20 protein-coding genes are annotated in these 19708 nt (G+C 71.5%); 8 read left to right on the top strand and 12 right to left on the bottom strand.

The annotated features are described in order from the left end of the window. Window positions 1-145 precede the first annotated feature (145 nt). A complete protein-coding gene (locus OG990_RS27215; protein ID WP_386985601.1) occupies window positions 146-1822 on the top strand; it encodes an MDR family MFS transporter in 1677 nt (558 codons plus the stop codon). Between the two features lie 46 nt (window positions 1823-1868). Here OG990_RS27215 and OG990_RS27210 read toward each other — a convergent pair whose 3' ends face one another. Beyond that, window positions 1869-2261 carry a hypothetical protein gene (locus OG990_RS27210; RefSeq protein WP_406077593.1) on the bottom strand — a complete coding sequence of 131 codons (393 nt, stop codon included), beginning with the start codon at window positions 2259-2261 and terminating at the stop codon, window positions 1869-1871. Here OG990_RS27210 and OG990_RS27205 point away from each other — a divergent pair. Further along, the gene (locus OG990_RS27205; RefSeq protein WP_406081894.1) at window positions 2185-2553 is read left to right on the top strand and encodes an aldo/keto reductase; all 369 of its coding nucleotides are present in this window, start codon (window positions 2185-2187) and stop codon (window positions 2551-2553) included. The genes OG990_RS27210 and OG990_RS27205 overlap by 77 nt on opposite strands. Window positions 2554-2606: 53 nt before the next feature. Here the strand turns inward: OG990_RS27205 and OG990_RS27200 are convergent, their stop codons facing one another. After that, window positions 2607-3098, bottom strand: coding sequence for an NUDIX domain-containing protein (locus OG990_RS27200; protein WP_386985595.1), 492 nt, complete (start codon window positions 3096-3098; stop codon window positions 2607-2609). Window positions 3099-3154: 56 nt separating this feature from the next. Here OG990_RS27200 and OG990_RS27195 point away from each other — a divergent pair, with 56 nt between their 5' ends. Further along, complete coding sequence (locus OG990_RS27195) at window positions 3155-4804, top strand: fatty acid--CoA ligase (RefSeq protein WP_406077592.1); 1650 nt, start codon at window positions 3155-3157, stop codon at window positions 4802-4804. Window positions 4805-4993: 189 nt separating this feature from the next. Here OG990_RS27195 and OG990_RS27190 read toward each other — a convergent pair whose 3' ends face one another. The 6 genes from OG990_RS27190 to OG990_RS27165 all read right to left on the bottom strand — a co-directional run bounded on the left by OG990_RS27190 (window position 4994) and on the right by OG990_RS27165 (window position 10442). Next, on the bottom strand, window positions 4994-6004 hold the full coding sequence (locus OG990_RS27190) for an NADPH:quinone reductase (RefSeq protein ID WP_406077591.1): 1011 nt from the start codon (window positions 6002-6004) through the stop codon (window positions 4994-4996). A 166-nt stretch (window positions 6005-6170) separates the two neighbouring features. Next, window positions 6171-6827: an HAD family phosphatase gene (locus OG990_RS27185; RefSeq protein WP_328422807.1), complete on the bottom strand. Its 657-nt coding sequence runs from the start codon at window positions 6825-6827 to the stop codon at window positions 6171-6173. A gap of 32 nt (window positions 6828-6859) precedes the next feature. Next, window positions 6860-7684, bottom strand: a complete 825-nt coding sequence (locus tag OG990_RS27180) for an SCO6745 family protein (RefSeq protein WP_406081893.1) — start codon at window positions 7682-7684, stop codon at window positions 6860-6862. Between the two features lie 188 nt (window positions 7685-7872). Beyond that, window positions 7873-8583 carry an FKBP-type peptidyl-prolyl cis-trans isomerase gene (locus tag OG990_RS27175; RefSeq protein ID WP_328422809.1) on the bottom strand — a complete coding sequence of 237 codons (711 nt, stop codon included), beginning with the start codon at window positions 8581-8583 and terminating at the stop codon, window positions 7873-7875. 112 nt (window positions 8584-8695) lie between these two features. Next, window positions 8696-9334, bottom strand: a complete 639-nt coding sequence (locus OG990_RS27170; RefSeq protein ID WP_406077590.1) for a DUF4241 domain-containing protein — start codon at window positions 9332-9334, stop codon at window positions 8696-8698. 73 nt (window positions 9335-9407) lie between these two features. Further along, entirely contained in the window at window positions 9408-10442 is a 1035-nt protein-coding gene (locus OG990_RS27165; RefSeq protein ID WP_355600514.1) for a Ku protein, read from the bottom strand. An 85-nt stretch (window positions 10443-10527) separates the two neighbouring features. Here OG990_RS27165 and ligD (OG990_RS27160) point away from each other — a divergent pair, with 85 nt between their 5' ends. Both ligD (OG990_RS27160) and ligD (OG990_RS27155) read left to right on the top strand, forming a co-directional pair. Beyond that, window positions 10528-11469: a non-homologous end-joining DNA ligase gene (gene ligD, locus OG990_RS27160; protein WP_406077589.1), complete on the top strand. Its 942-nt coding sequence runs from the start codon at window positions 10528-10530 to the stop codon at window positions 11467-11469. Then, the gene (gene ligD / locus OG990_RS27155; RefSeq protein WP_406077588.1) at window positions 11459-12373 is read left to right on the top strand and encodes a non-homologous end-joining DNA ligase; all 915 of its coding nucleotides are present in this window, start codon (window positions 11459-11461) and stop codon (window positions 12371-12373) included. The genes ligD (OG990_RS27160) and ligD (OG990_RS27155) overlap by 11 nt, the downstream gene beginning before the upstream one ends. Window positions 12374-12503: 130 nt before the next feature. Here ligD (OG990_RS27155) and OG990_RS27150 read toward each other — a convergent pair whose 3' ends face one another. Together OG990_RS27150 and OG990_RS27145 are read right to left on the bottom strand one after the other, a co-directional pair. Further along, a complete protein-coding gene (locus OG990_RS27150; protein ID WP_406077587.1) occupies window positions 12504-14807 on the bottom strand; it encodes an esterase-like activity of phytase family protein in 2304 nt (767 codons plus the stop codon). 60 nt (window positions 14808-14867) lie between these two features. After that, window positions 14868-15977, bottom strand: coding sequence for a hypothetical protein (locus OG990_RS27145; RefSeq protein ID WP_406077586.1), 1110 nt, complete (start codon window positions 15975-15977; stop codon window positions 14868-14870). Window positions 15978-16118: 141 nt separating this feature from the next. Between OG990_RS27145 and OG990_RS27140 the strand changes: the two genes are divergently transcribed. Both OG990_RS27140 and OG990_RS27135 read left to right on the top strand, forming a co-directional pair. Next, window positions 16119-16871, top strand: a complete 753-nt coding sequence (locus tag OG990_RS27140) for a TIGR03089 family protein (RefSeq protein WP_406077585.1) — start codon at window positions 16119-16121, stop codon at window positions 16869-16871. Between the two features lie 187 nt (window positions 16872-17058). After that, window positions 17059-18021, top strand: coding sequence for a zinc metalloprotease (locus tag OG990_RS27135; protein WP_406077584.1), 963 nt, complete (start codon window positions 17059-17061; stop codon window positions 18019-18021). Window positions 18022-18527: 506 nt separating this feature from the next. Here OG990_RS27135 and OG990_RS27130 read toward each other — a convergent pair. Continuing rightward, window positions 18528-18791 carry a hypothetical protein gene (locus tag OG990_RS27130; RefSeq protein ID WP_406077583.1) on the bottom strand — a complete coding sequence of 88 codons (264 nt, stop codon included), beginning with the start codon at window positions 18789-18791 and terminating at the stop codon, window positions 18528-18530. Next, window positions 18788-19063 carry a DivIVA domain-containing protein gene (locus OG990_RS27125; protein WP_386986701.1) on the bottom strand — a complete coding sequence of 92 codons (276 nt, stop codon included), beginning with the start codon at window positions 19061-19063 and terminating at the stop codon, window positions 18788-18790. The genes OG990_RS27130 and OG990_RS27125 overlap by 4 nt, the downstream gene beginning before the upstream one ends. Window positions 19064-19430: 367 nt before the next feature. On the opposite strand from OG990_RS27125, the gene OG990_RS27120 reads away from it, so the two are divergent. Beyond that, window positions 19431-19658 (top strand): winged helix-turn-helix domain-containing protein, encoded by a 228-nt coding sequence (locus OG990_RS27120; protein WP_355600497.1) that lies wholly within the window; start codon window positions 19431-19433, stop codon window positions 19656-19658. Window positions 19659-19708 lie beyond the last annotated feature (50 nt).

Here is a 19708-nt window from a genome sequence, read left to right as displayed (position 1 = left end):
AACCACCCATCCCCCCCGTTGATCATGAAGTTAGCGGCGCGACACGCCCTTGGCGGCGTTGCTAACTTCATGATCGACAGGGGGATGGGTGGAAGTCCTTTCCCGGTCCGGCGCATGTTCCTTGTCGGTCGGGAAAGAAGGCGAGATGACCACCGAAGCCTCCGCCGCGCCGGTGCTGAACCGTCAGCAGATCCGGCTGCTCATGATCGGTCTGATGACCGGCATGCTGCTGGCCGCCCTTGACCAGACCATCGTCGGTACGGCCCTGCCGACCATCGTCGGCGAGTTGGGCGGGATCAACCACTACTCGTGGGTTGTCACCGCGTACCTGCTCGCCTCGACCGCGTCGACGCCGCTGTACGGCAAGATGGCCGACCTGTACGGGCGCCGCCCGGTCTTCCTCTTCTCGATCGGCACGTTCCTGGTCGGGTCGTTGCTGGCCGGCCTGTCGCAGAACATGACCCAGCTGATCATCACCCGGGGCATCCAGGGCGTCGGTGCGGGTGGTCTGTTGACGCTGGCGTTCACCATCATCTCGGACGTGGTCTCACCCCGGGAGCGGGGCCGCTACCAGGGTCTCTTCGGTGCCGTCTTCGGGATCTCGTCGGTGGCCGGCCCGCTGGTGGGTGGTTACTTCGCGGAGACCGACTGGCGGTGGATCTTCTACATCAACGTGCCGCTGGCGATCCTCGCCATCATCGTCTGCTACCACGTGATGCGGCTGATCCCGTTCGAGCGCCGGGACCACGCGATCGACTGGCTCGGCGCAGGCCTGCTGGTCGCCGGGGTGAGCTGCCTGCTGCTCGCGCTGAGCTGGGGTGGGAGTGAGTACCCCTGGGGCTCCGGCGTGATCATCGGCCTCCTCGCTGCGGGGGCCGTGCTCGCCGTGCTCTTCGTGCTCCAGGAGGCCCGGGTCGCCGAACCCATCCTGCCGCTGCGGCTGTTCCGCAGCGCGACCTTCGCGCTCGCCAACTCGGCCGGTTTCGTGCTCGGTCTGGTGATGTTCGGGTCGATCATCTTCATTCCGCTGTACCTGCAGATCGTGAAGGGCGCCTCGCCGACCCGAAGCGGTCTGCTGATGCTGCCGATGATGGCCGGCATCATCGTCACCTCGATCCTCACCGGTCGGGCGATGAGCCGGATCGGTCGGTACAAGTGGTTCCCGGTGGCCGGGTCGGTGACCCTGCTGGTCGGCATGTTGCTGTTCACCCGACTGGAGGTGGCCACCTCGCTGTGGATCGCCTTCGGCTTCATGGTGGTGATCGGCGTCGGCCTGGGCCTCTGCATGCAGTCGCTGGTCCTCGCGGTGCAGAACGCGGTCTCCGTGCGCGACCTAGGCGCCGGCACATCCTCGGCGACCTTCTTCCGGTCGTTGGGCGGTTCGTTCGGAGTGGCGATCCTCGGCGCGGTGCTCTCCTCCAGGCTCACCGGAGGACTGGCCGACCGGCTGCCCGGCGCGATCGCCCAGCTTCCGCCGCAGCAGCAGGCCGAGGTGGCGGCAAGCGGCGGAGCGGACATCTCGATCAACGATCCGGCGACCATCTTGGCCCTGCCCGGGCCGGTGCGGGCGGCGATCCAGGGCGCGTTCGTCGACGCGCTGGACATGGTCTTCCTGACCGCCGGTCTGATCGCGATCGTGGCGGTGCTGGTCACCGTGGCGCTGCCGAACGAGCAGCTCCGGGGCGCCGGTCCGCAGGGCGCCAAGGGCGGCGCCGACCCGCTCGGCGGTGAGGCCCCGGCACCGGGCGGCAAGCCGCTGACCCGCGAATCCAAGGAGGAGGCGGCCGCCGACATGGAGGCCAAGTCCCAGACGATGATCTGACCGCGCGTCGACCGACCGCCCCGGACCCCTCCGGGGCGGTCAGCGGTCAGGCGGGGCGGTGGTAGACGCCGTACCACCAGGTCGCGGCCAACTCCCGGGCGGCCGCGGCGTCGGCGTCGGGGTCGGCCGGGATCAGGCCGACGTGGTGGGCGAGGAACCGGTCACCGCCGAGCACGACCAGCCGGGTCGCGGCTGCCGGGTCCAGGTCCGCCGGGGTGCGTCCGGCTCGTTGCTCGGCCCGGAGCACCTCCTCGGTACGCGCCACGAACTGCTCGAACCCGGCCGCCCAGTACTCCCGGACCACCTCGTCGTACGCGGCGACCTCGGTGATCGCGGCCAGCACCGGCGCGTACGTCCGGTAGATCCGGATCACGTCGGCGAAGACCTCGGTCGCCGACAGTGGCTCGCGCAGCGCCCAGCCCGGCTTCACCAGCTTCACGCCGTTTGACCCGGAGCATGCCTTCACGGTCGTCGACGTACTCAAGGTCATCGCCGAGCGGCACGGGGTCAGCCCGGCCCGGGTGGCAGTCGCCTGGCTGCTGTCCCGACCGGCCGTGACCAGCGTGATCGTCGGTGCCCGCAAGCAGGAGCAGTTGGTGGACAACATCGCCGCCACCGACCTCACGCTGACCGCCCAGGATCTCAGCGAGCTGGACGAGGTCTCCAAGATGCCGGTCGCGTACCCGAACTGGATCCAGGACGCGTTCGCGGGGACCCGCTTGCCGCAGTGAGGCGTTCGCCCGGTCCGGCGCTCACCCGCCGGACCGGGCGCGGCGGGGCCGACCTACTTGAGGATCAGCCGGTTGGTCTGCTCGAAGACGTCCAGGTCGGCCAGGGTCTCGTTGACCGAGGCGGAGAGCGGGTCGGGAAACCGGTCCCGGGGGAAGAAACCGGCGTCGGTGGTCTCGTCGGTGACCCGGGCCAGCTGGCCGTCCCACTCCTCGACCCGGAACGCCGCGGTGAAGACCTGGTACGTGTGCCCGTACATGTTGGTGCTGGTCCGGTCCGGGCCGGTGTAGAGGGCGAACGCGCAGACGCGCAGCGCCCGTAGCCCGGTCTCCTCGCGGACCTCCCGTACCGCGCAGTCCGCGATCGACTCGCCCAGCTCCATCGCCCCGGCCGGCATGGCCCACTGGCCGTTGTCTGAGCGTTGGATCAGCAGGATGCGCCCGGCGTTGTCGCGGACCACGGCGCGGGCGCCCACGAACATCAGCGTCCGGTCCCCGGCGAGCGCACGCAACTGCCCTACGTATGAGTCGGCCCAGGAGATGCTCACCTGCGACAATTTACGGGGGTTCCCAAGCTGTGACCGGCGACACTAACTTGTTACCCATGCGTAGCACGATGATGGACGCCCCTCTGCAGATCTCCCGGATCCTCGACCACGGCGCCACCGTGCACGGCACGGCCGAGGTGGTCACGTGGACCGGCGGGGAACCCCGCCGAATGACGTACGCCGAGGTGGGGCGGTCGGCTGCCCGGCTGGCACACGCGCTGCGTGACGAGTGCGGGGTGACCGGCGACGAGCGCGTCGCCACCTTCATGTGGAACAACAACGAGCACCTGGTGGCCTACTTCGCGGTGCCGAGCATGGGCGCGGTGCTGCACACCCTCAACATCCGGCTCTTTCCCGACCAGGTCGCCTACATCGCCAACCACGCCGAGGACCGGGTGGTGCTGGTCGACAGCACGCTCATCCCGCTGCTGGCCCGGGTGATCGGCGAGCTAGCCACGGTGCGGCACGTCGTGGTGGTCGGCGGTGGCGACCCGGCGCCGCTGGTGGCGGCGGCCGGTGACCGGATCACCGTGCACCACTGGGACGCGCTGCTCGCGGACCGGCCGGAGGTGTTCGACTGGCCCGAGGTGGACGAGCGCGACGCGGCAGCCCTCTGCTACACCTCCGGCACCACCGGCAACCCGAAGGGCGTCGCCTACTCGCACCGGTCGATCTACCTGCACTCGTTGCAGGTCTGCATGCCGGAGGGCTTCGGCCTCGCGCCGACCGACCGGGAGTTGGCCATCGTGCCGATGTTCCACGCCATGTCGTGGGGGCTGCCGTACGCCGCGTTCCTCTCCGGCGCATCGCTGATCATGCCGGACCGGTTCCTCCAGGCCGCGCCGATCGCCGAGATGATCGCCGCCGAGCGACCCACCCTGGCTGGCGCGGTGCCGACCATCTGGACCGATCTGCTGACCTATCTGGACGGCCACGACGTGGACACCTCCTCGCTCAAGGAGGTGATCGTCGGTGGCTCGGCCTGTCCGCCGGCGCTGATGCACGCGTTCGACGAGCGGCACGGGATCGACGTCATCCATGCCTGGGGTATGACCGAGATGTCCCCGCTGGGCTCGGTCTCCCGTCCACCGGCCGGCGCGACCGGTGATGAGGCGTGGCGCTACCGCTACACGCAGGGCCGGGTGCCGGCCGGGGTGCAGGCGAGGATCGTCGGCGCGCTGGGTGAGCCGCTGCCCGCCGATGGCAGGGCCGTGGGTGAGCTGGAGGTCCGCGGGCCGTGGGTGACCGCCCGGTACGTCGGCGACGACGCCCCGGACGAGGAGAAGTTCCGGGACGGCTGGCTGCGCACCGGCGACGTGGGCAACCTCTCTCCGGACGGCTACCTGACCCTGACGGACCGGGCCAAGGACGTCATCAAGTCCGGCGGTGAGTGGATCTCGTCGGTGGAGCTGGAGAACGCGCTGATGGCCCACCCGGCGGTGCTGGAGGCGTGCGTGGTGGGCGTGCCGGACGAGCGGTGGGACGAGCGACCGTTGGCCACCGTGGTGGTCCGGGAGGGTGCCTCGGTGACCGCCGAGGAGCTGCGCGACTTCCTGGCCGGCTCGGTGGCCCGCTGGCAGTTGCCCGAGCGGTGGGCGTTCATCGACACCGTGCCGAAGACCAGCGTGGGCAAGTTCGACAAGAAGGTCGTCCGATCGCGGTACGCGGGGGGCGAGCTGACTGTCCGGGAGCTGACAGCCCCGTAACGTTTTACCGGGCGCCGTCGCCTGTTGGGGCAGAGGATTCTCCTGAACATTCCTCCCCAGGAGGGCGGCCCCGGCGTTCGCACCGCGCCGGGGCCGCCCTTTACTTGCGGGGCGACCCGCACCGTCATTGTTGCGAAAGTTGTTCGCCTCTGTCCTGATGATGGGGAAATCGCGTAGTCAGCGCCTCGATCAGGCGTCGCTCGTCATGATCAGCACCTTGCCCACCGCCGAGTTCTCCACCGCCTGGTGCGCCGCCGCCGTCTCGGCCAGCGGGTGGTAGTGCAGCGGCAGGCCGGCGTCCACACCAACCCGGATGCCGCCCTGGTCGGCCGCCGCCGCCACGTCCCGTACGGCATGGGCCTTGGCCACCGTCGGCTCCGTGTAGACCAGCACGAACTGCCACCGGACGTTCCGCATCATCGACGGCCGGACCGGGATGCCCACTTCGGGCTCGTCGTCGGCGTAGACGCAGACCGCGCCAGCGTTTCGCAGCACCTGTACGTCCGTCGCGGCGTTACGGGACGGGGACACCTCGACGATCGTGTGCACCCCGTCGGGAGCGATCTTGCGGATCTCCTCGACCACGTCCTGTTTCCGGTAGTTGATCACGAAGGAGGCGCCCGCCGCCGCCGCGAGCTGCGCCTTCTCCGCGCTGCTCACCGTGGTGATCACCGTGGCGTCGGACCAGCGGGCGAGCTGGATCGCGGCGTTCCCGACCGCACCCGCCCCGCCCTGGACCAGCACGGTGTGGTCGGCCAGCGCGCCGGGGCGCAGCGAGTCCGGCATGAACTCGCCGGCGGTCAGGCAACGGTGCGCGGTGAGGAACGGGATGCCCAGGCTGGCCCCCAGGTCGAACGAGGCGTCGCCGAGGCGGACCACCTGCCGGACCGGCACCAGCGTGTACTCCGCCGAGGTGCCCCACGGCCGCTGCCAGGCCGCCTCCCAGATCCAGACCCGCTCGCCGATCAGCTCCTGGTCCACCCCCGGGCCGACCGCCTCCACCACTCCCGCGCCGTCCTGCCCGGGGATCTGCCACCCCGCCGGCAACGGAGAGGAGCGGCGAGCCTTCCAGTCCGTCGGGTTCACCCCCGACACCGCCACCCGGACCAGGACCTCGCCCGCAGCCGGCTCCGGCACCGGCCGGTCGACCAACTCCAGCACCGAAGGGTCGCCGGTGCGCTCGTACACGATGGCTTTCATCCGTCGTCTCCTCACCCGTCCGGCGCGCAGCACCCGGGTCGAGCACCGCCGGCTGCGGTACCCCGCTCAGTCCCCGTCATGCCGATCCCGCCGGCCCCCGAAAACCGTATAACCGTACGCAGGTCGGCAGGGACCGGACGGCCGTGACGCCGCGCACCCGGCCGGGTCAGTCGGCGAGCGCGTCGATCGTCTCCGCGCTCAGCTCGTCGATCCCGCCCAGCGTCACCGCCGCCAGCCGGGCGGCGTCCGGATCCAGCGGGTACGCGCCGTGCGGCACCGCCACCACCCGCATCCCCGCCGAGGCGGCCGACCGCACCCCGTTGGACGAGTCCTCCACCGCCACGCATCGGGCCGGGTCGACGCCCAGGCGGCGCGCGACAGCCAGGTACACGTCCGGTGCCGGCTTGCCCCGCTCGGTCTCCTCGGTGGACAGGGTGGCCGCGAACGCGTCGGTCAGGTCGGTGGCGGCCAACGCCGCCGCGATCAGCCGGGTCGGCGACGAACTGGCCAACCCGAGCGGCCACCGCGCGGCGAGCCGGCGCACCACCTGGTCGGCGTCATCGATCAGCGGTACGTGCTCCCGGTAGCGCCGGGTCATCTCCTCGACCACCTCGTCGGCAACCTGCTGGGCGGTGCGTGCCACGCCCAACTCGCCGCTGAGGTAGTGGGCCCACTCGCCGGTGCTCATGCCCATCAGCCGGCGCTGGGTGTCCGGCTGCCAGGTCCCGCCGTGCGCCGCCACGTACGCCCGCCGGACCTCCTCCCACACCGGTTCGGAATCCACGATCACGCCGTCCAGGTCGAAGACCACCGCATCCACCACGGGCCCATCCTGCCCGACCGGCGGGTCCCCGGTCAGCCGGGCAGTGCGGGCAGCCCGATCGGGCTGCCTACCGGGATCACCGTGTGGCAGGCCCGGGCCATCGGCTCCAGCAACGCCCGCAGACGATCCGTGCCGTCCTGGCCGAGCGCCTCCCACGGGTGTGCGGCGGCACGGTCGGTGGCGTCCTCGACCGCCTGGAAACCGGCCCGACCGTGCTCGGTGGCCGCGCCGTCCGGGGTCAGCCAGCCCCGTTGCGCCAGCCGCTCGCGGGCGGCCCGCCACTGCTCCTCGGACCAGCCCCGGCCGAGCAGGTTCTGCGGCGACATGTCCACGGCGACCCGCCAGGCCAGCGTCTCCACCGGGTCCAGGCCGGCGGCCACCAGCGCCGCCACGTGCCCGTCGCCCCGGTGCTCGCGCAGCGTCGTGGCGGCCTGCCAGAGCCGGGCCAGCGGGTACTCGCCGATCGGCAGCGCCGCGTTGACCGCGCCGAGCACCCGGCCGGCGGTCTGCACCGCCGAGGCGGCCCGCTCCAGCAGGTCGGCGGCCTCGGCCAGGTGCGCCTCCGGCAGTTCGTAGGTCAGCTCCGCGAGCGCCTGCACCGCGCCCGTCAGCCGGGCGCGCAGCGCCTCCGCGGGGGTGGCCAACCGCCACACCGCCGGCAGCGCCCGGCTCACCATCGGGGGCGCGAAACTGAAGAAGACGGCGATCACCGGGGCCGCCTCGGTGGGGCCGAGCGGCGCCGCGCGGCCGGCGAAGTAGCCCCGCCAGTAGCCGCGCAACCCCACCGCCTCGTACGCGGCGCGGGCCCGGGGGTGAAAGTAGGTGACCGCGTGCACCGGCTCGAAGTGCGCCCACATCAACCGGGCGGTCCGCCCAGGCTCGTCCAGCGCCGTCACGTGCACCTCCGCGTCCCGTCCCGGATGCTCACCCCGGGCGGCGAGCCGCCCGGGGTGACGCCGAACCTACTGCCGGTGGGTGACGGGCCGGAAGCCCCATGTGAACAACTGCATCGCCCTCGGGCGACAACCGGGGCGATCCGGACGGGTCACTGGGCGGCGAGCACGTCCACCACGAAGCGCAGCGGGCCGGTCGGACGGCCACCGGCGGCAGCCTCGTCGTTGCCGTACGCCAGCTCGCCCGGGATGTCGAGCTGCACCCGGCTGCCCACGGTCACGCCGACCAGGCCCTGGTCCCAGCCGGGAATGACCTGACCCACGCCGATCGGGAAGGTAGCCGGCTGGCCGGTCTTCCAGGACGCGTCGAACTCCTGGCCGTCCTTGTAGAAGACGCCCACGTAGTTCGTGGTGATGGTCTGGCCCTTCGTGACCGCCGGGCCGGTGCCCTTGATCAGCGGCGTCACGGTGAGCTTCTTCAGCTCGCCCTTGCCCGCCTCGACGGTCGGCTTGGTGCCGAGCGCCGGGTCGGTGCCCTCCGGCAGCTGCGGCGCGGGGGGCGCGCCGGCGGCATCCGGGGCCGGCGCAGAGGCGGACGGGGTCGCGCCGGCCTGGTTCGCGGGCTTGTCGTCGCCCCCGCCGACCAGCACGAAGACGGTGATCAGCACCGCCACCACGGCGACACCGGCGAGCCCGCCGGCCCACGCCTGGCGACGCCGCTTCGCCTCGGCCGCCTTCTGCGCCGCCAGCTGGGCGGCCAGACGGCGCCCCGCCTTGGTTGCCGGGCCCTGGCCCTCCGACCGGTTCTGCTGCGTGCGCTCGCTCACGTCGTCGACTCCCTGCTGCGAAGGTGTGGCCGGCACACCCGGTGCCGGGGGGAAGGCCGACGCACACGGTACCCGCCTGGCGGCCCCCCGTGCCCGCCCCGGACCGGCCGAATCGCCCTGCGGCATCGTTCCCGGGCCATCCGGGCGGTTATTCCGGGACCACCATGAAGTCGGTCACGAACGAGGTGACCCGACCGTCGGGGGCACGCCCGATCCAGGTGCCGTAGCAGCCGTCGCCCCACCCCGTGGCGACGGTGACGACGTTCGCGCCGGTGGGCTCGTCCAGGACCGCGGTGATCAGCCCCGGGACCGGCGAGGCGGGCAGTTCGGCGGGGATGAAGACCTCCTCGACCTGGTCCTCGTCCCAGCCTTCCAGGGCGCTGAGCGCCGTCGGGTCGGCGAAGGTGCCGGCGCCGGCGTCCACCCCGTACCCGAAGTAGTCGTCCGCGCCGAGGGTCGCGACGTCCTGGTCGCCGGCGACGGCCAGCTCCCAGCGGACCGTCGGTTCGTCGTGGATCACCAGCTCCAGCGCGGCCACCCGCCGGTCCACCTCGGCGTCCTCTCGGAGCACCACCGCCACCCAGGCCCGGCCGGGATGCCGGCCCGGCGGCACGGTGACCGTGAACGGCTCGGCCTCCGGGCAGACCAGCGGGTCACACCCGACCACCCGGCCGGTCGGCAGCACGATGTCGCCCACCGGGTGGACCTCGATCAGGTACGCCCCGTGCTCGTCGGTGAAGCGGGCACCGGGCGTCAACAACCGGTCCAGGTCAGGGGTGTACGGCATGGGGTCTCCTCCGGTGGCCAACGGCCGGCGGAGCGTACCCGGTGCGGCAGACGCCGTCGGCGCTGCCGTGCGGTCAGGCGGTCTTGCGGGGTGCGGCCTTCCTGGCCGCCGTCTTCTTCGCCGGCTCCGCCTTCTTGGCCGGGGTCTTCTTCGCGGCGGTCTTCTTCGCCGGCTCGGCCTTGGCCGCAGCCGTCTTCTTCTCGGCGGTCTTCTTCGCCGCCGTCTTCTTCGCCGGTGCCTTGGCGGCCTTCTTCTCGGCCGCCTTCTGCGCCGAACGCGCCGACGAGATGGGCGTCGGCTCGCCGCCACCGCCGCCGCGGGCAGCCTCGCCGCGGGCCGACTTGGCGCGCTCCACCGACGCCTTCAGCGCGGCCATCAGGTCCACCGCCGCGGCCGGGGCCTCCTCGACCTCCTCCGGCTGGACGACCTCCCGACCCTCCACCTTGGCGTCGATGACCTCCTGCAACGCCGCCCGGTAGTCGTCGGTGAAGACGTCCGGCTCGAACTCGCCGGTCATCGAGTCGATCAGAGAGCTGGCCATTGCCAGCTCCGGCGGGCGCACCTTCAGGTCCTCATCGAGGAAACCGAAGTCCGGGTTACGGATCTCGTCCGGCCAGAGCATGGTGTTGAGCAGCAGTACGCCCTCGCGGACCCGCAACGTGGCAAGCTGCTCCCGCTGGCGCAGCGCCACCTTGACGATGGCCACCCGCTCGGAGTCGATCAGCGCGTCGCGCAGCAGCACGTACGGCTTGGTCGCCGCGCCCTCCGGCTCCAGGAAGTATGCCTTGTTGTAGAGGATCGGGTCGACCTGCTCGGCCGGCACGAACTCCAGCACGTCGATCGCGCGCGAGCTGGTCAACGGCAGCTCGGCGAAGTCCTCATCGGTGAGGATCACCATCTCGCCGCCGCCGATGTCGTAGCCCTTGGCGATGTCGTCGTAGGTGACCTCCTCGCCGCAGACCGAGCAGGTGCGCTTGTAGCGGATCCGGCCACCGTCCTCGCGGTGTACCTGGTGGAACCGGATGTCCTTCTCCTCGGTCGCGGAGTAGAGCTTCACCCCGATCGAGACGAGCCCGAACGACACGGCTCCCTTCCAGATGGCCCGCATCCTGCGCTCCCTTCCCCGGTATCGACCATGCTCGCATCCGATCGAACCTGGCGCGAGGTGTTCGGCCTGCTACTACAGTCGGGTCGTGCCCGGCGCGCCGCTCAAGCCGATGCTCGCGATGACCGGGCCGCTCCCGGCGGGTGCCGGCTGGGCGTACGAGTTCAAGTGGGACGGGGTGCGCGCGCTCGCCGACATCTCCGGCGGCGGCCAGCACCTGTACGCCCGCTCCGGCGTGCAGATCACCGCCGCGTACCCCGAACTGGCCACCCTGTCCGAGCAGGTCGACGACGCGCTGCTCGACGGCGAGGTGGTGCTGCTGGGCGAGGGTGGGCAGCCCTCGTTCACCGCGTTGGCCGAACGGATGCACGTCCGGGACCGGAACAAGGCGGCCCGGTTGGCGGCGGTCCTTCCGGTGACTTACATGATCTTCGACCTGCTCCGCCTCAACGGCGACGATCTGACCGGCTGGCCGTACGAGCGCCGCCGGGAGGCCCTGGACCAGCTCACCCTCGGCGGCGCCCGGTGGGCGGTGCCACCGGTGTTCGCCGACGGCCCGGCCACCTATGAGGCGGCCGCCGAGCACGGCCTGGAAGGGGTGATGGCCAAGCGGGTGGGCTCCGTCTACCGCCCCGGAGTGCGCTCGCCCGACTGGGTGAAGGTCAAGCTGGAGATCACCGGGGACTTCGTCATCGGCGGCTGGCGACCGGGCGCGCGCCGGATCGGCGGACTGCTGGTCGGGGTGCCTGGTCCGGACGGCCGGCTGATCTACCGGGGCCGGGTCGGCGGCGGGATCGGCGCGGCCATCGAACGGCAACTCCTCGCCGAGCTGGAGCCGCTGCGCTCCGGCGTGTCACCGTTCGCGCCGGGCGTGCCGCGCGAGGATGCCCGGGGTGCCATCTGGGTAGCCCCCAAGGTGGTGGTGGAGGTGAAGTACGGCCAACGCACCCCCGACGGTCGGCTGCGCTTCCCCCGGGTGCTGCGGTTGCGCCCGGACAAGCCACCGGAGGAGGTCGACGATGCCGGCTGACCGGCTGCGTGTTGATGTCGAGGGTCGCCCGTTGGAGCTGTCCAACCTGGACAAGGTGCTCTATCCCGCGGCCGGCTTCACCAAGGGTGAGGTGATCGACTACTACACCCGGATCTCGGCGGTGCTGCTGCCGCACCTGCGGGACCGGCCGGTGACCCGGATCCGGTTCCCCAATGGGGTGGACGACAAGTCGTTCTTCGAGAAGAACAAGCCGGCGGCGACTCCGGACTGGGTGCGGGTGGAGACGCTGCCCGCGCCCGGGTCGACCAAGGGCCGGGAGACCATCGACTACGTGGTCGCCGACGACCTGCCCACCCTCGTCTGGCTGGCCAACCTGGCCGCGCTGGAGCTGCACACGCCGCAGTGGAGGGTCGGCACGCACCCGGACATGATGGTGGTGGACCTGGACCCGGGGCCGCCGGCCGGGCTCGCCGAGTGCTGCCCGGTGGCGGTGCTGATGCGCGACCGGCTCGCCGACGACGGCATCGACTCGTACCCGAAGACGTCGGGTAAGAAGGGCATGCAGCTCTGCTGCCCGATCGCCGGCACCCAGTCCTCCGATCTCGTTTCCGACTACGCCAAGCGCATTGCGCAGGAGTTGGAGCAGGCGCATCCCAAGCTGGTCGTGTCGAAGATGGCGAAGAACCTGCGCCCCGGGAAGGTCTTCATCGACTGGAGTCAGAACAACGCGGCGAAGACCACGGTGGCGCCGTACTCACTGCGGGCCCAGTCGGTGCCGTCGGTGTCCACGCCGCTGACCTGGGACGAGGTCGAGGCCGGCGCCCGCGGCCGGAAGCCGGCCGTCCGCCAGTTCACCGCCGCCGAGGTCCTGGACCGGGTCGACGAGTACGGCGACCTGCTCGCGGCACTGCTCGACGGAGGCCCGGAACTGCCCACCCGCTGACGGTGCGAGAAACATCCGCGCCCGCCCGCAGAGGCGACGAGGCCCGGCGCCCACGTTGGTGGACGCCGGGCCTCGGCGGCTCATCCGGCCGGTGCCGGAGGGGGCGGACAGCCCCACCGGCGGTACCGGATCAGCGGTGTCCGAAGACCTTGTGGCTGGAGCCGAGCCGCAGGAGGACCGTCTCGCCGGTGGCGTCCTGCACCGCGTCGTTGTCGGTGATCGCGTACACGTCGCCGTTGCCGGCCACGGTCAGACCCTCCAGCTTCTCCTGCGTCCACCCGTTGGTGGCGCGCAGTGCGGGCAGCACGTCGACGGCGAGCGTCTTCGGCAGCACCGTCAGCGGACCGGCCGGTGCCGCCGCACCCGGCAGCGGCACCGTGTAGACGCGCTTCACCGTGGCGGCCGGGCCGTTCAGCTTGTCCCGCTCGATGACCGCGAGCCGGTCGCCGACCACGGTGATCTCGGAGAGGCCCATCCAGTCACCCGGCACGCTGGTGCTGCCCAACTGGTAACCGAACCAGCTCCAGGTGCCCGCCGCGACGTCGTAGCGGCCCAGCCGGACCACACCGGCCGGATCGGTGCTCAGCTCCCGCTGCACGGCCACCCAGACGATCTCCCGACCCTGCCGGTCGGTGGTGGCGGTGACCCCCTCCAGGCCCTGCTTGGCCAGGCCGGCGGCGACCTCGGTGGGCAGCGGGACGGTCTGCCGGGTGACCCCGGAGGCGTCCAGCCGGACCAGCTTGTTCTCCGGGCCCTTGGCGCCCTCCACGGCGAGCCAGAAGCCGCCCTGCGGGCGGGCGAAGATGCCCTCCGCGTCGTACCCGACCGGCGCGCCGGTCGCGTCCTTCACCGGCAGCGCACCGGTGATCAGGGCCGGCGTCCGCTTCGCGTCGATGGTGAGGATCCGGGTCTGGCTGTACGCCGCGTCGGTGACGCTGTAGAGCTGGTCCCGCTTGCCGGGCACCGCCGTCAGGGCGCCGAGGGCACCCCAGCCGATCGGCGTGCCGGCCTGGTCCGTGTCGGAGACGATGCTCGGAAACGCCGGGGCGCCCTTGCCGAGCTGGAACAGCGACACCGAGGCCCGGACGTTGACCGACGCGTCGTCCTCCTCGCTGGAGACAGCGAGCAGCCCTCGCGACGGGATGGGCAGCAGCCCCTCCGGCCCGTTGGTGGCCGGCAGCACCTGCTTGAAGACCGGCTTGGTGGGGTTGCCCAGGTCGTAGACGGCGACGAAGTTGCTGCGCTCCGAGCCGACGAACGCGTACCGCACGCCGTCGTACTCGGCGATGGCGACGCCCTCCGGCTCGGTGCCCTTCTTCCCGGCACGGTCCTCGTTGTGCAGCCCATAGGTGACGGCGAGCCGCTCGAAGCTGTTGCCGGCGTCCCAGGCGACCCGCCCGTTGCGGCTGTCGAAGACGGACCAGCCGCGGGTGCCGCCCCGCCAGTCGCCCTCGTTGGCCGTGGCGAGGTAGCGGTCGTCGATCCAGGCGACCGCGTCCGGCTCGCGCGGCACATCGGTGATGGTGCCGGTCAGGTTGATCGTGCCGTCCTTGACGGTGTCGATCCCGCTGATGGTCGCCGTGCCCGCGCTGAACACCCGGGTGATCCGGCCGGTGGGCAGGTCGATCAGGGCGACGCCGTTGTTCTCCTGGAGGGTCACCGCCAGCTGGTTGTGGCTGTTGATCGAGACGTACTCGGGCTCCGGGTCGGTCGGCTCGGCGAGACCGGCCTGGACCAGCGCGGGCAGTGCCTGCCCGTTCGCGCCGGTCAGCGGGACGGGCCGCAGCCGCCAGCCGGCCGGGGTCTTGCCGGTGAGGTCGACGATCTGCACGAAGCCGGCCGGGAGCTGGGGCAGGTCGCCCTCCTCGCCGCCGGGCGGGGTGGCCTCCTCGTCGCGCTCGTTCTCGATGGCGATCGCGGCGTACCGCTGGTCCTTGCTGATCGCGATCGAGTCGGGCTGGCCGGCGAGGTCGAAGCTGGCCACCCGCTTGCGGCTGGCCAGCTCGATCACGTCCAGCCGGCCGGACGGCTCGGTGTAGCTGCTGCTGGTGTTCACCACCACCAGCACGTACTTGCCGACCACGGCGACCGACGTGGGCTCGTCCTCGGCGTTGCCGAGTTGGGCGAGGGAGAGGGTGCCGAGGCCGCGTGGGCGGTCGGCCCGGGAGATGTCGAGGAAGCCGATCCGCCGGGCCAGTGCGTCGGTGTGGATCAGGGTGCGGCCGTCCGGACTGACCGCCGAGATCTCGGCGACCGTCGGGGTCGCCGGGTCCTCACCGGCCGGACGGTTCTGGAAGACCGGGTACGTGGCAACCCGGTCGAAGGCCATCGGCCCGCCCGGGTGGTGCCGCTCGCCGGCACTCGCCGAGGTGGCGCCGGTGATGGTGGCGACCGCGACCCCGGCTGCGGTGAGCGCGGTGATTGCTCTTCTCACTGACAAGGAGTTCCTCCGTCTGCTGATACCCGGACGGAGGCTGACACCCGAGAAGGAGCATCAGCTTGCGCGGACATGAACAGCCGGCGAAGTGCCCCGCAGCCGCCACCAGGCGGCACTGATCAGGACCACGGTGACCACGGTGACCGCGACGTCGCCGGCCAGCGCCGCTGCCGGGCTCGCCGGGGAGTACGGCGGCACCAGGTACGCGAACGCGGCGGCGCTGACCAGGCTCGCCGAGCCGGCGGCGAGCACGTGTCGCTGCCGCCAGCCGGCGCGGGACGACCAGTATGCGATCAGGCCCCCGGTGGTGGCGGCGATCGCCAGCGCGATGGCCACCCCCGGCCAGCCGGGCGCCAGATCGGTGCCGAGGTGGACGAGGACGACCACCAGGCCCACCCAGAGTGGGTGTGGCGCTCGACGGACGCGTCGCGCCGTCGCCGTGTCCGAGTTGGCGGGCGGCGCGCCGGCGGGTCCCGTCTCGACGGCCGGTGTGTCGGTGGGTCGCGGGCGAGGGCGTCGCCAGCGGGGCAGTAGGGCCGTCGCGATGAGGGTCAGGACCACCGCGGCGGCGAAGGTCAGCTGGAGCGGGCTGGCCAGGAAGCCCTTCCGGCCGCTGTCCGAGAAGATCAGCAGACTGCCGAGCAGGTAGATCACGCCGACCACGACGAGGCCCGGCCGGCCGAGCCACGGCCGCAGCCGGCGGCCCCGCCCGAGGAACGACTCGATGATCACGATCGGCGCGCAGATGGTCAACGTGATGTGGTTGCCCACGTAGTCGAAGGCCTGCCGGACACTGAACCCGAGCCCTGGCACCAGCGTCGCCTCGGCGGCTGCCCGAGTGTCGGCGTACTCCGTGTCATCCAGGTAGCCGGGGTTGAACAGCGACTGGTCGACCAGGCCGGCCTGAAGCACGCCGAACGCGGCGGCGAGCAGCACGATCGCCGGCCATCCCGCGCCGAGGTGCCGGGCGGTCTCCCGGATCAGGATGGCCGCCCCGCCGTACATCGGGCCGAGGAAGATCAGCACCGGGAGGAAGTCGGCGAGGGTGAAGCCGCCCCAGGAGCACTCGGCGGCCCAGGGCGCGAGCAGCAGCAACGCGACCACCGGCACGAGCCGGCGGCGCAGTGGAAGACGGTCGGCGGTGGCGGGGCGGGGCTCGGCCGGCATGGGCGCTCCTCGGCGACGCTTCGGGGTCACCCGTACCGTGCGCCAGCCACCCGGCCGGCCGCTACCGCCATCGGCCGACGGCTGGCGCGACCAAAGTCGTTGAGTAGGGTGGTTCCGACGTCGTCACCGGGGAGCGTGGAGATGCAGCCAACCGTCACGGCCGACCTGGCGGCGCGGCCCGCCGACGCCGAGCACCCACTGCTCAGCTACCGCGACGAGACAACCGGCGAACGGGTCGACCTGACCGCGCACCAGGTCGGTTCCTGGGCGGCGCGTAGCGCGGCTCTGCTGCGGGACGGCTGCGGGCTCGGCCCGGGCAGCCGGGTCGCGGTGCTGCTGCCGCCGCACTGGCGTACCGCCGCGGTGTTGTTGGGGGCCTGGGCCTCCGGCCTGGCGGTGTCGTTCCGGCCGCGCGCCACCGCGGGCCTGCCAGTCATCGAACCGGGCGGCGACCGGCCGTTCGACGCGGTCTTCGTGACCCCCGAACGGCAGGACGACTGGCTGGAGGACGTCCCGGAGGCACCGCACCGCTACCTCGTCGGCACCGGGCCGGGGCCGCTGGCCGACGTGCCGCTGGGCTGGTTCGACTGGTCCGCCGAGGTGCTCCGGTACCCGGACGCCACACCCGACCACACCGCCATCCACCCGTCGGACCCGGCCAGCGCGGACGGCACCACCTACGGCCAGTGGGGCGTGATCGCCCAGGGGATCGCCGAGATGCTCGACCTGCGTGCCGGTGACCGGCTGCTGGTCGACGCCGCCGAGCACGAGCAGCCGCTGAAGTGGCTGCTGGCTCCGCTCTCCGCCGGCGCGTCCGTGGTCATCAGCGCCAACCTCGACCCGGCGCGGCGGGACACAGTGGTCGCCGCCGAGCAGATAACCCGGGTCCTCTGAGTCCCGTCATTCGGCCGGCGAAACCAAACAGCGCTCCGCGATCTTCTTCCGTTACATCGACGTCTGCCCTGCTCAGCGGGTCTTTTTTCGATGCCGTCGGCGTGGTCTCATACCCGAACGACGACGTCATTGACCCGGTCATGACAACACCGCGTCGACCCGCACCGCCTCCCTGAAAGGTGCACCGATGCACAGGAGATCGACTTTCCGACTGGCCCTCCTCACCGCCACCGCTGCGACGTTCCTGACTTCCGGGGGCGCCTACGGCGCGGTGGGCGTGGCCGCGCCCGCGCCCGTCTCTCCGGGTGTCGCGGCGTGTGAGCCGGGCGCCGAGGCACACAGCGTGGCTCGGGTCGCCGAGGGCGCCACCGCGCACGAGCCGGAGCTGTATTCCAAGAACGAGGCGAACGCCTATGGGGTGATCAAGGATGCCCCGCGCCTGGCCAACGGCAGCGTCACCGTGCCGACGGTCTTCCACATGGTCTCCGACCATCCCCTCAGCGCGGCCGAGACCAACAGGTGGAACACCCTGATCGCGGCGCAGATGACCGTGCTCAACGACTCGTTCGCGGGCCGCACGGCGACGAGCGCCTCCAACACGCCGTTCCGCTTCTCGCTGATCGACACCACCTGGACGGTGAACAGCAACTGGTACACCGTCGAGCCGGGCAAGAACGAGCGGGACATGAAGAAGGCGCTGTACACCGGTGACTCCCGCACCCTGAACGTGTACGCGGCCAACATCGGCGGCGGGCTCCTCGGCTGGGCGTACTTCCCGAAGGGTTACAACAACGGCCGCGACTACATCGACGGGGTGGTGATGCTCGACGAGTCGATGCCGGGCGGCACGGCCGGCAAGTACGCCCTCGGTGACACGCTGACGCATGAGGTCGGGCACTGGCTGATGCTGGAGCACACCTTCGCGCACGGCTGCTCCGCCTCCGGCGACTTCGTCGCGGACACTCCGCGCGAGGCGGCGCCGCAGTTCAACTGCCCGGTGGGCGCGGACACCTGCACCGCACCCGGGCTGGACCCGATCCACAACTTCATGGACTACACGCAGGACTCCTGCATGGACATGTTCACCGCCGGACAGGCGGACCGGATGAGCGACGCCTGGGTGGCATTCCGGGCCGGCGGCGCCGGCTAGATCGGCACGTGTCGGGGTCGACGGGCAGCCGCGTGGCGGCTCGTCGACCCCGTCGTCTCACCCTTCCGGTGGAGCCGACGCGTTCCGCCATCTCTCACATTTTTCCTGCTCATACGCTTCGCCGAAGGCACGTGCGCTGTCGGAGCGCCGGCCACTTCCCACAGCGGCGGAGGGGATATGGCGTCGATCCGTGCACGTCGGACAGTGGTTTCGGTGGTGGCCGGCGGCCTGCTCGTCCTCGGTGTGCTGGCACCAGGGCCGGCTGGCGCCCCGCCGCTTCCCCGCGCGGTCCAGGTCGACGGTGCGGTCGACTCGTCCAGCCCGAAAGTGCCGCGTCCCCCGCAGCTTCCGGCGGATTTCCAGGGCACAGGCCGGTACATCGTCCGCGACCTCGGCATCGACGTGCCGTGGGCTGAGCGCGCGCCGCTCGCCTTGATCGACTCGGTGTCGGCGATATCGGGGCATCAAAGTGCCTTGATGCCGCCACATCGCCGAAGTGGAGTCGATCAACGACCACTCGGCCGCGCCCGGGTTGAGCAGGGCGACAGGTGATCGGTGGGCAACGCACAGCGCGCCCCGCCGGGAAGTGGTCGGTCGCAGAAGACCCAATGGCGTACGCCCTGCTGGTCCTCGGCCGAGACGGTGACCCCGCCCGGCTCGACCCGCGCGTTGAGCCGGACCAGCACCCGGGCGGCGGTACGCGCGAAGATCCGGGCGCGGAGCAGGTCCGGCGCGGTGATCGGCAGGTGGATCACCCAACGCTCGCTCATCGGTAGCGGTGGTTCGCCGACTGGGCGCTCTGCCACGTACGCAGGGCGTTCTTGATCCGTACGTTCTCCTCCTGCACCGCGACCAGGGCGGTCTGCGCGACGGTGAGTTCGTCGGCCACCCGGTGCAGGAAGGCCCGGATCTCGACGGGATCGAGGCCCTGTCGGCGGACGTTGAAACATCGCTCGCGGATCTGCCACGGCCGCAGCGGTGTCCCTCGCTGGATTTCTCTCGTCGGACGTGTTGCGTCGCGTCGGCTCGCCAGCCGACGGATCAGGTTGCGCACGGTGACTGCCCTTCGTCGGATGGAGTCGACGTGAAGGGGCGGTCTCCGCCGGTTGCGATCGACGAAGACCGCCCCGCCCCGCGGCCGTTCCGGAGGTACGGCAGCAGGGCCGCGCCGGGGGAGCGCGGAGGGTGAGGTCTCGGCGGCGATGCGAGACCAGTACGAGAGGCGCCAACCGACCGCAGCAGCACCGCATCACCGAGAGCGACGCTACCGATACCTCTCACCTCTGTCAACGCTCTCGTACCGGCCAAACCTCGCTGATGCACTGGCTGCCGCTTCGCTTCCAGTTGTTGCCGCTCTCTCACCTGGTGCTCGATACTGGGCGGGCCAACCGACTGCAAGGGGCCACCACGTGCCGATTCCGCCAACCATGGACGAGTTGATCGATGATCTGCTGAGGCGGATCAAGGTCGGCGAATTCGAGCCTGGGTCGCAGATACCGTCCACCCAGGAGCTGTCCGATCACTACGACGTGTCGGTGTCGACCATCCATCGCGCGGTGGCGAGGCTGCGAGGCGAGGGTGTGCTGGTCGGTCGCCCGGGTCGCGGCGTCTTCGTCGCGGAGTCCCGCCGACGCTAGACAGAACGCCGTGGCAGCTCGGCGTCAGGGCCGGGCTGACGGCCCGCACG

The organism is Micromonospora sp. NBC_00858 (genome assembly GCF_045207365.1).
GTDB lineage: Bacteria > Actinomycetota > Actinomycetes > Mycobacteriales > Micromonosporaceae > Micromonospora.
This window is presented reverse-complemented; position numbering and strand designations above follow the sequence as displayed.

What these genes read in the sequence shown, in the direction of transcription:
- OG990_RS27135 (WP_406077584.1), top strand. Translation starts at nt 17,059, where the DNA reads ATGCACAGGAGATCGACTTTCCGACTGGCCCTCCTCACCGCCACCGCT.
- OG990_RS27195 (WP_406077592.1), top strand. Translation starts at nt 3,155, where the DNA reads ATGCGTAGCACGATGATGGACGCCCCTCTGCAGATCTCCCGGATCCTC.
- OG990_RS27165 (WP_355600514.1), bottom strand. Translation starts at nt 10,442, where the DNA reads ATGCGGGCCATCTGGAAGGGAGCCGTGTCGTTCGGGCTCGTCTCGATC.
- OG990_RS27180 (WP_406081893.1), bottom strand. Translation starts at nt 7,684, where the DNA reads ATGTGGGCGCACTTCGAGCCGGTGCACGCGGTCACCTACTTTCACCCC.
- OG990_RS27215 (WP_386985601.1), top strand. Translation starts at nt 146, where the DNA reads ATGACCACCGAAGCCTCCGCCGCGCCGGTGCTGAACCGTCAGCAGATC.
- OG990_RS27140 (WP_406077585.1), top strand. Translation starts at nt 16,119, where the DNA reads ATGCAGCCAACCGTCACGGCCGACCTGGCGGCGCGGCCCGCCGACGCC.
- ligD (WP_406077588.1), top strand. Translation starts at nt 11,459, where the DNA reads ATGCCGGCTGACCGGCTGCGTGTTGATGTCGAGGGTCGCCCGTTGGAG.
- OG990_RS27130 (WP_406077583.1), bottom strand. Translation starts at nt 18,791, where the DNA reads ATGAGCGAGCGTTGGGTGATCCACCTGCCGATCACCGCGCCGGACCTG.
- OG990_RS27170 (WP_406077590.1), bottom strand. Translation starts at nt 9,334, where the DNA reads ATGCCGTACACCCCTGACCTGGACCGGTTGTTGACGCCCGGTGCCCGC.
- OG990_RS27190 (WP_406077591.1), bottom strand. Translation starts at nt 6,004, where the DNA reads ATGAAAGCCATCGTGTACGAGCGCACCGGCGACCCTTCGGTGCTGGAG.
- OG990_RS27145 (WP_406077586.1), bottom strand. Translation starts at nt 15,977, where the DNA reads ATGCCGGCCGAGCCCCGCCCCGCCACCGCCGACCGTCTTCCACTGCGC.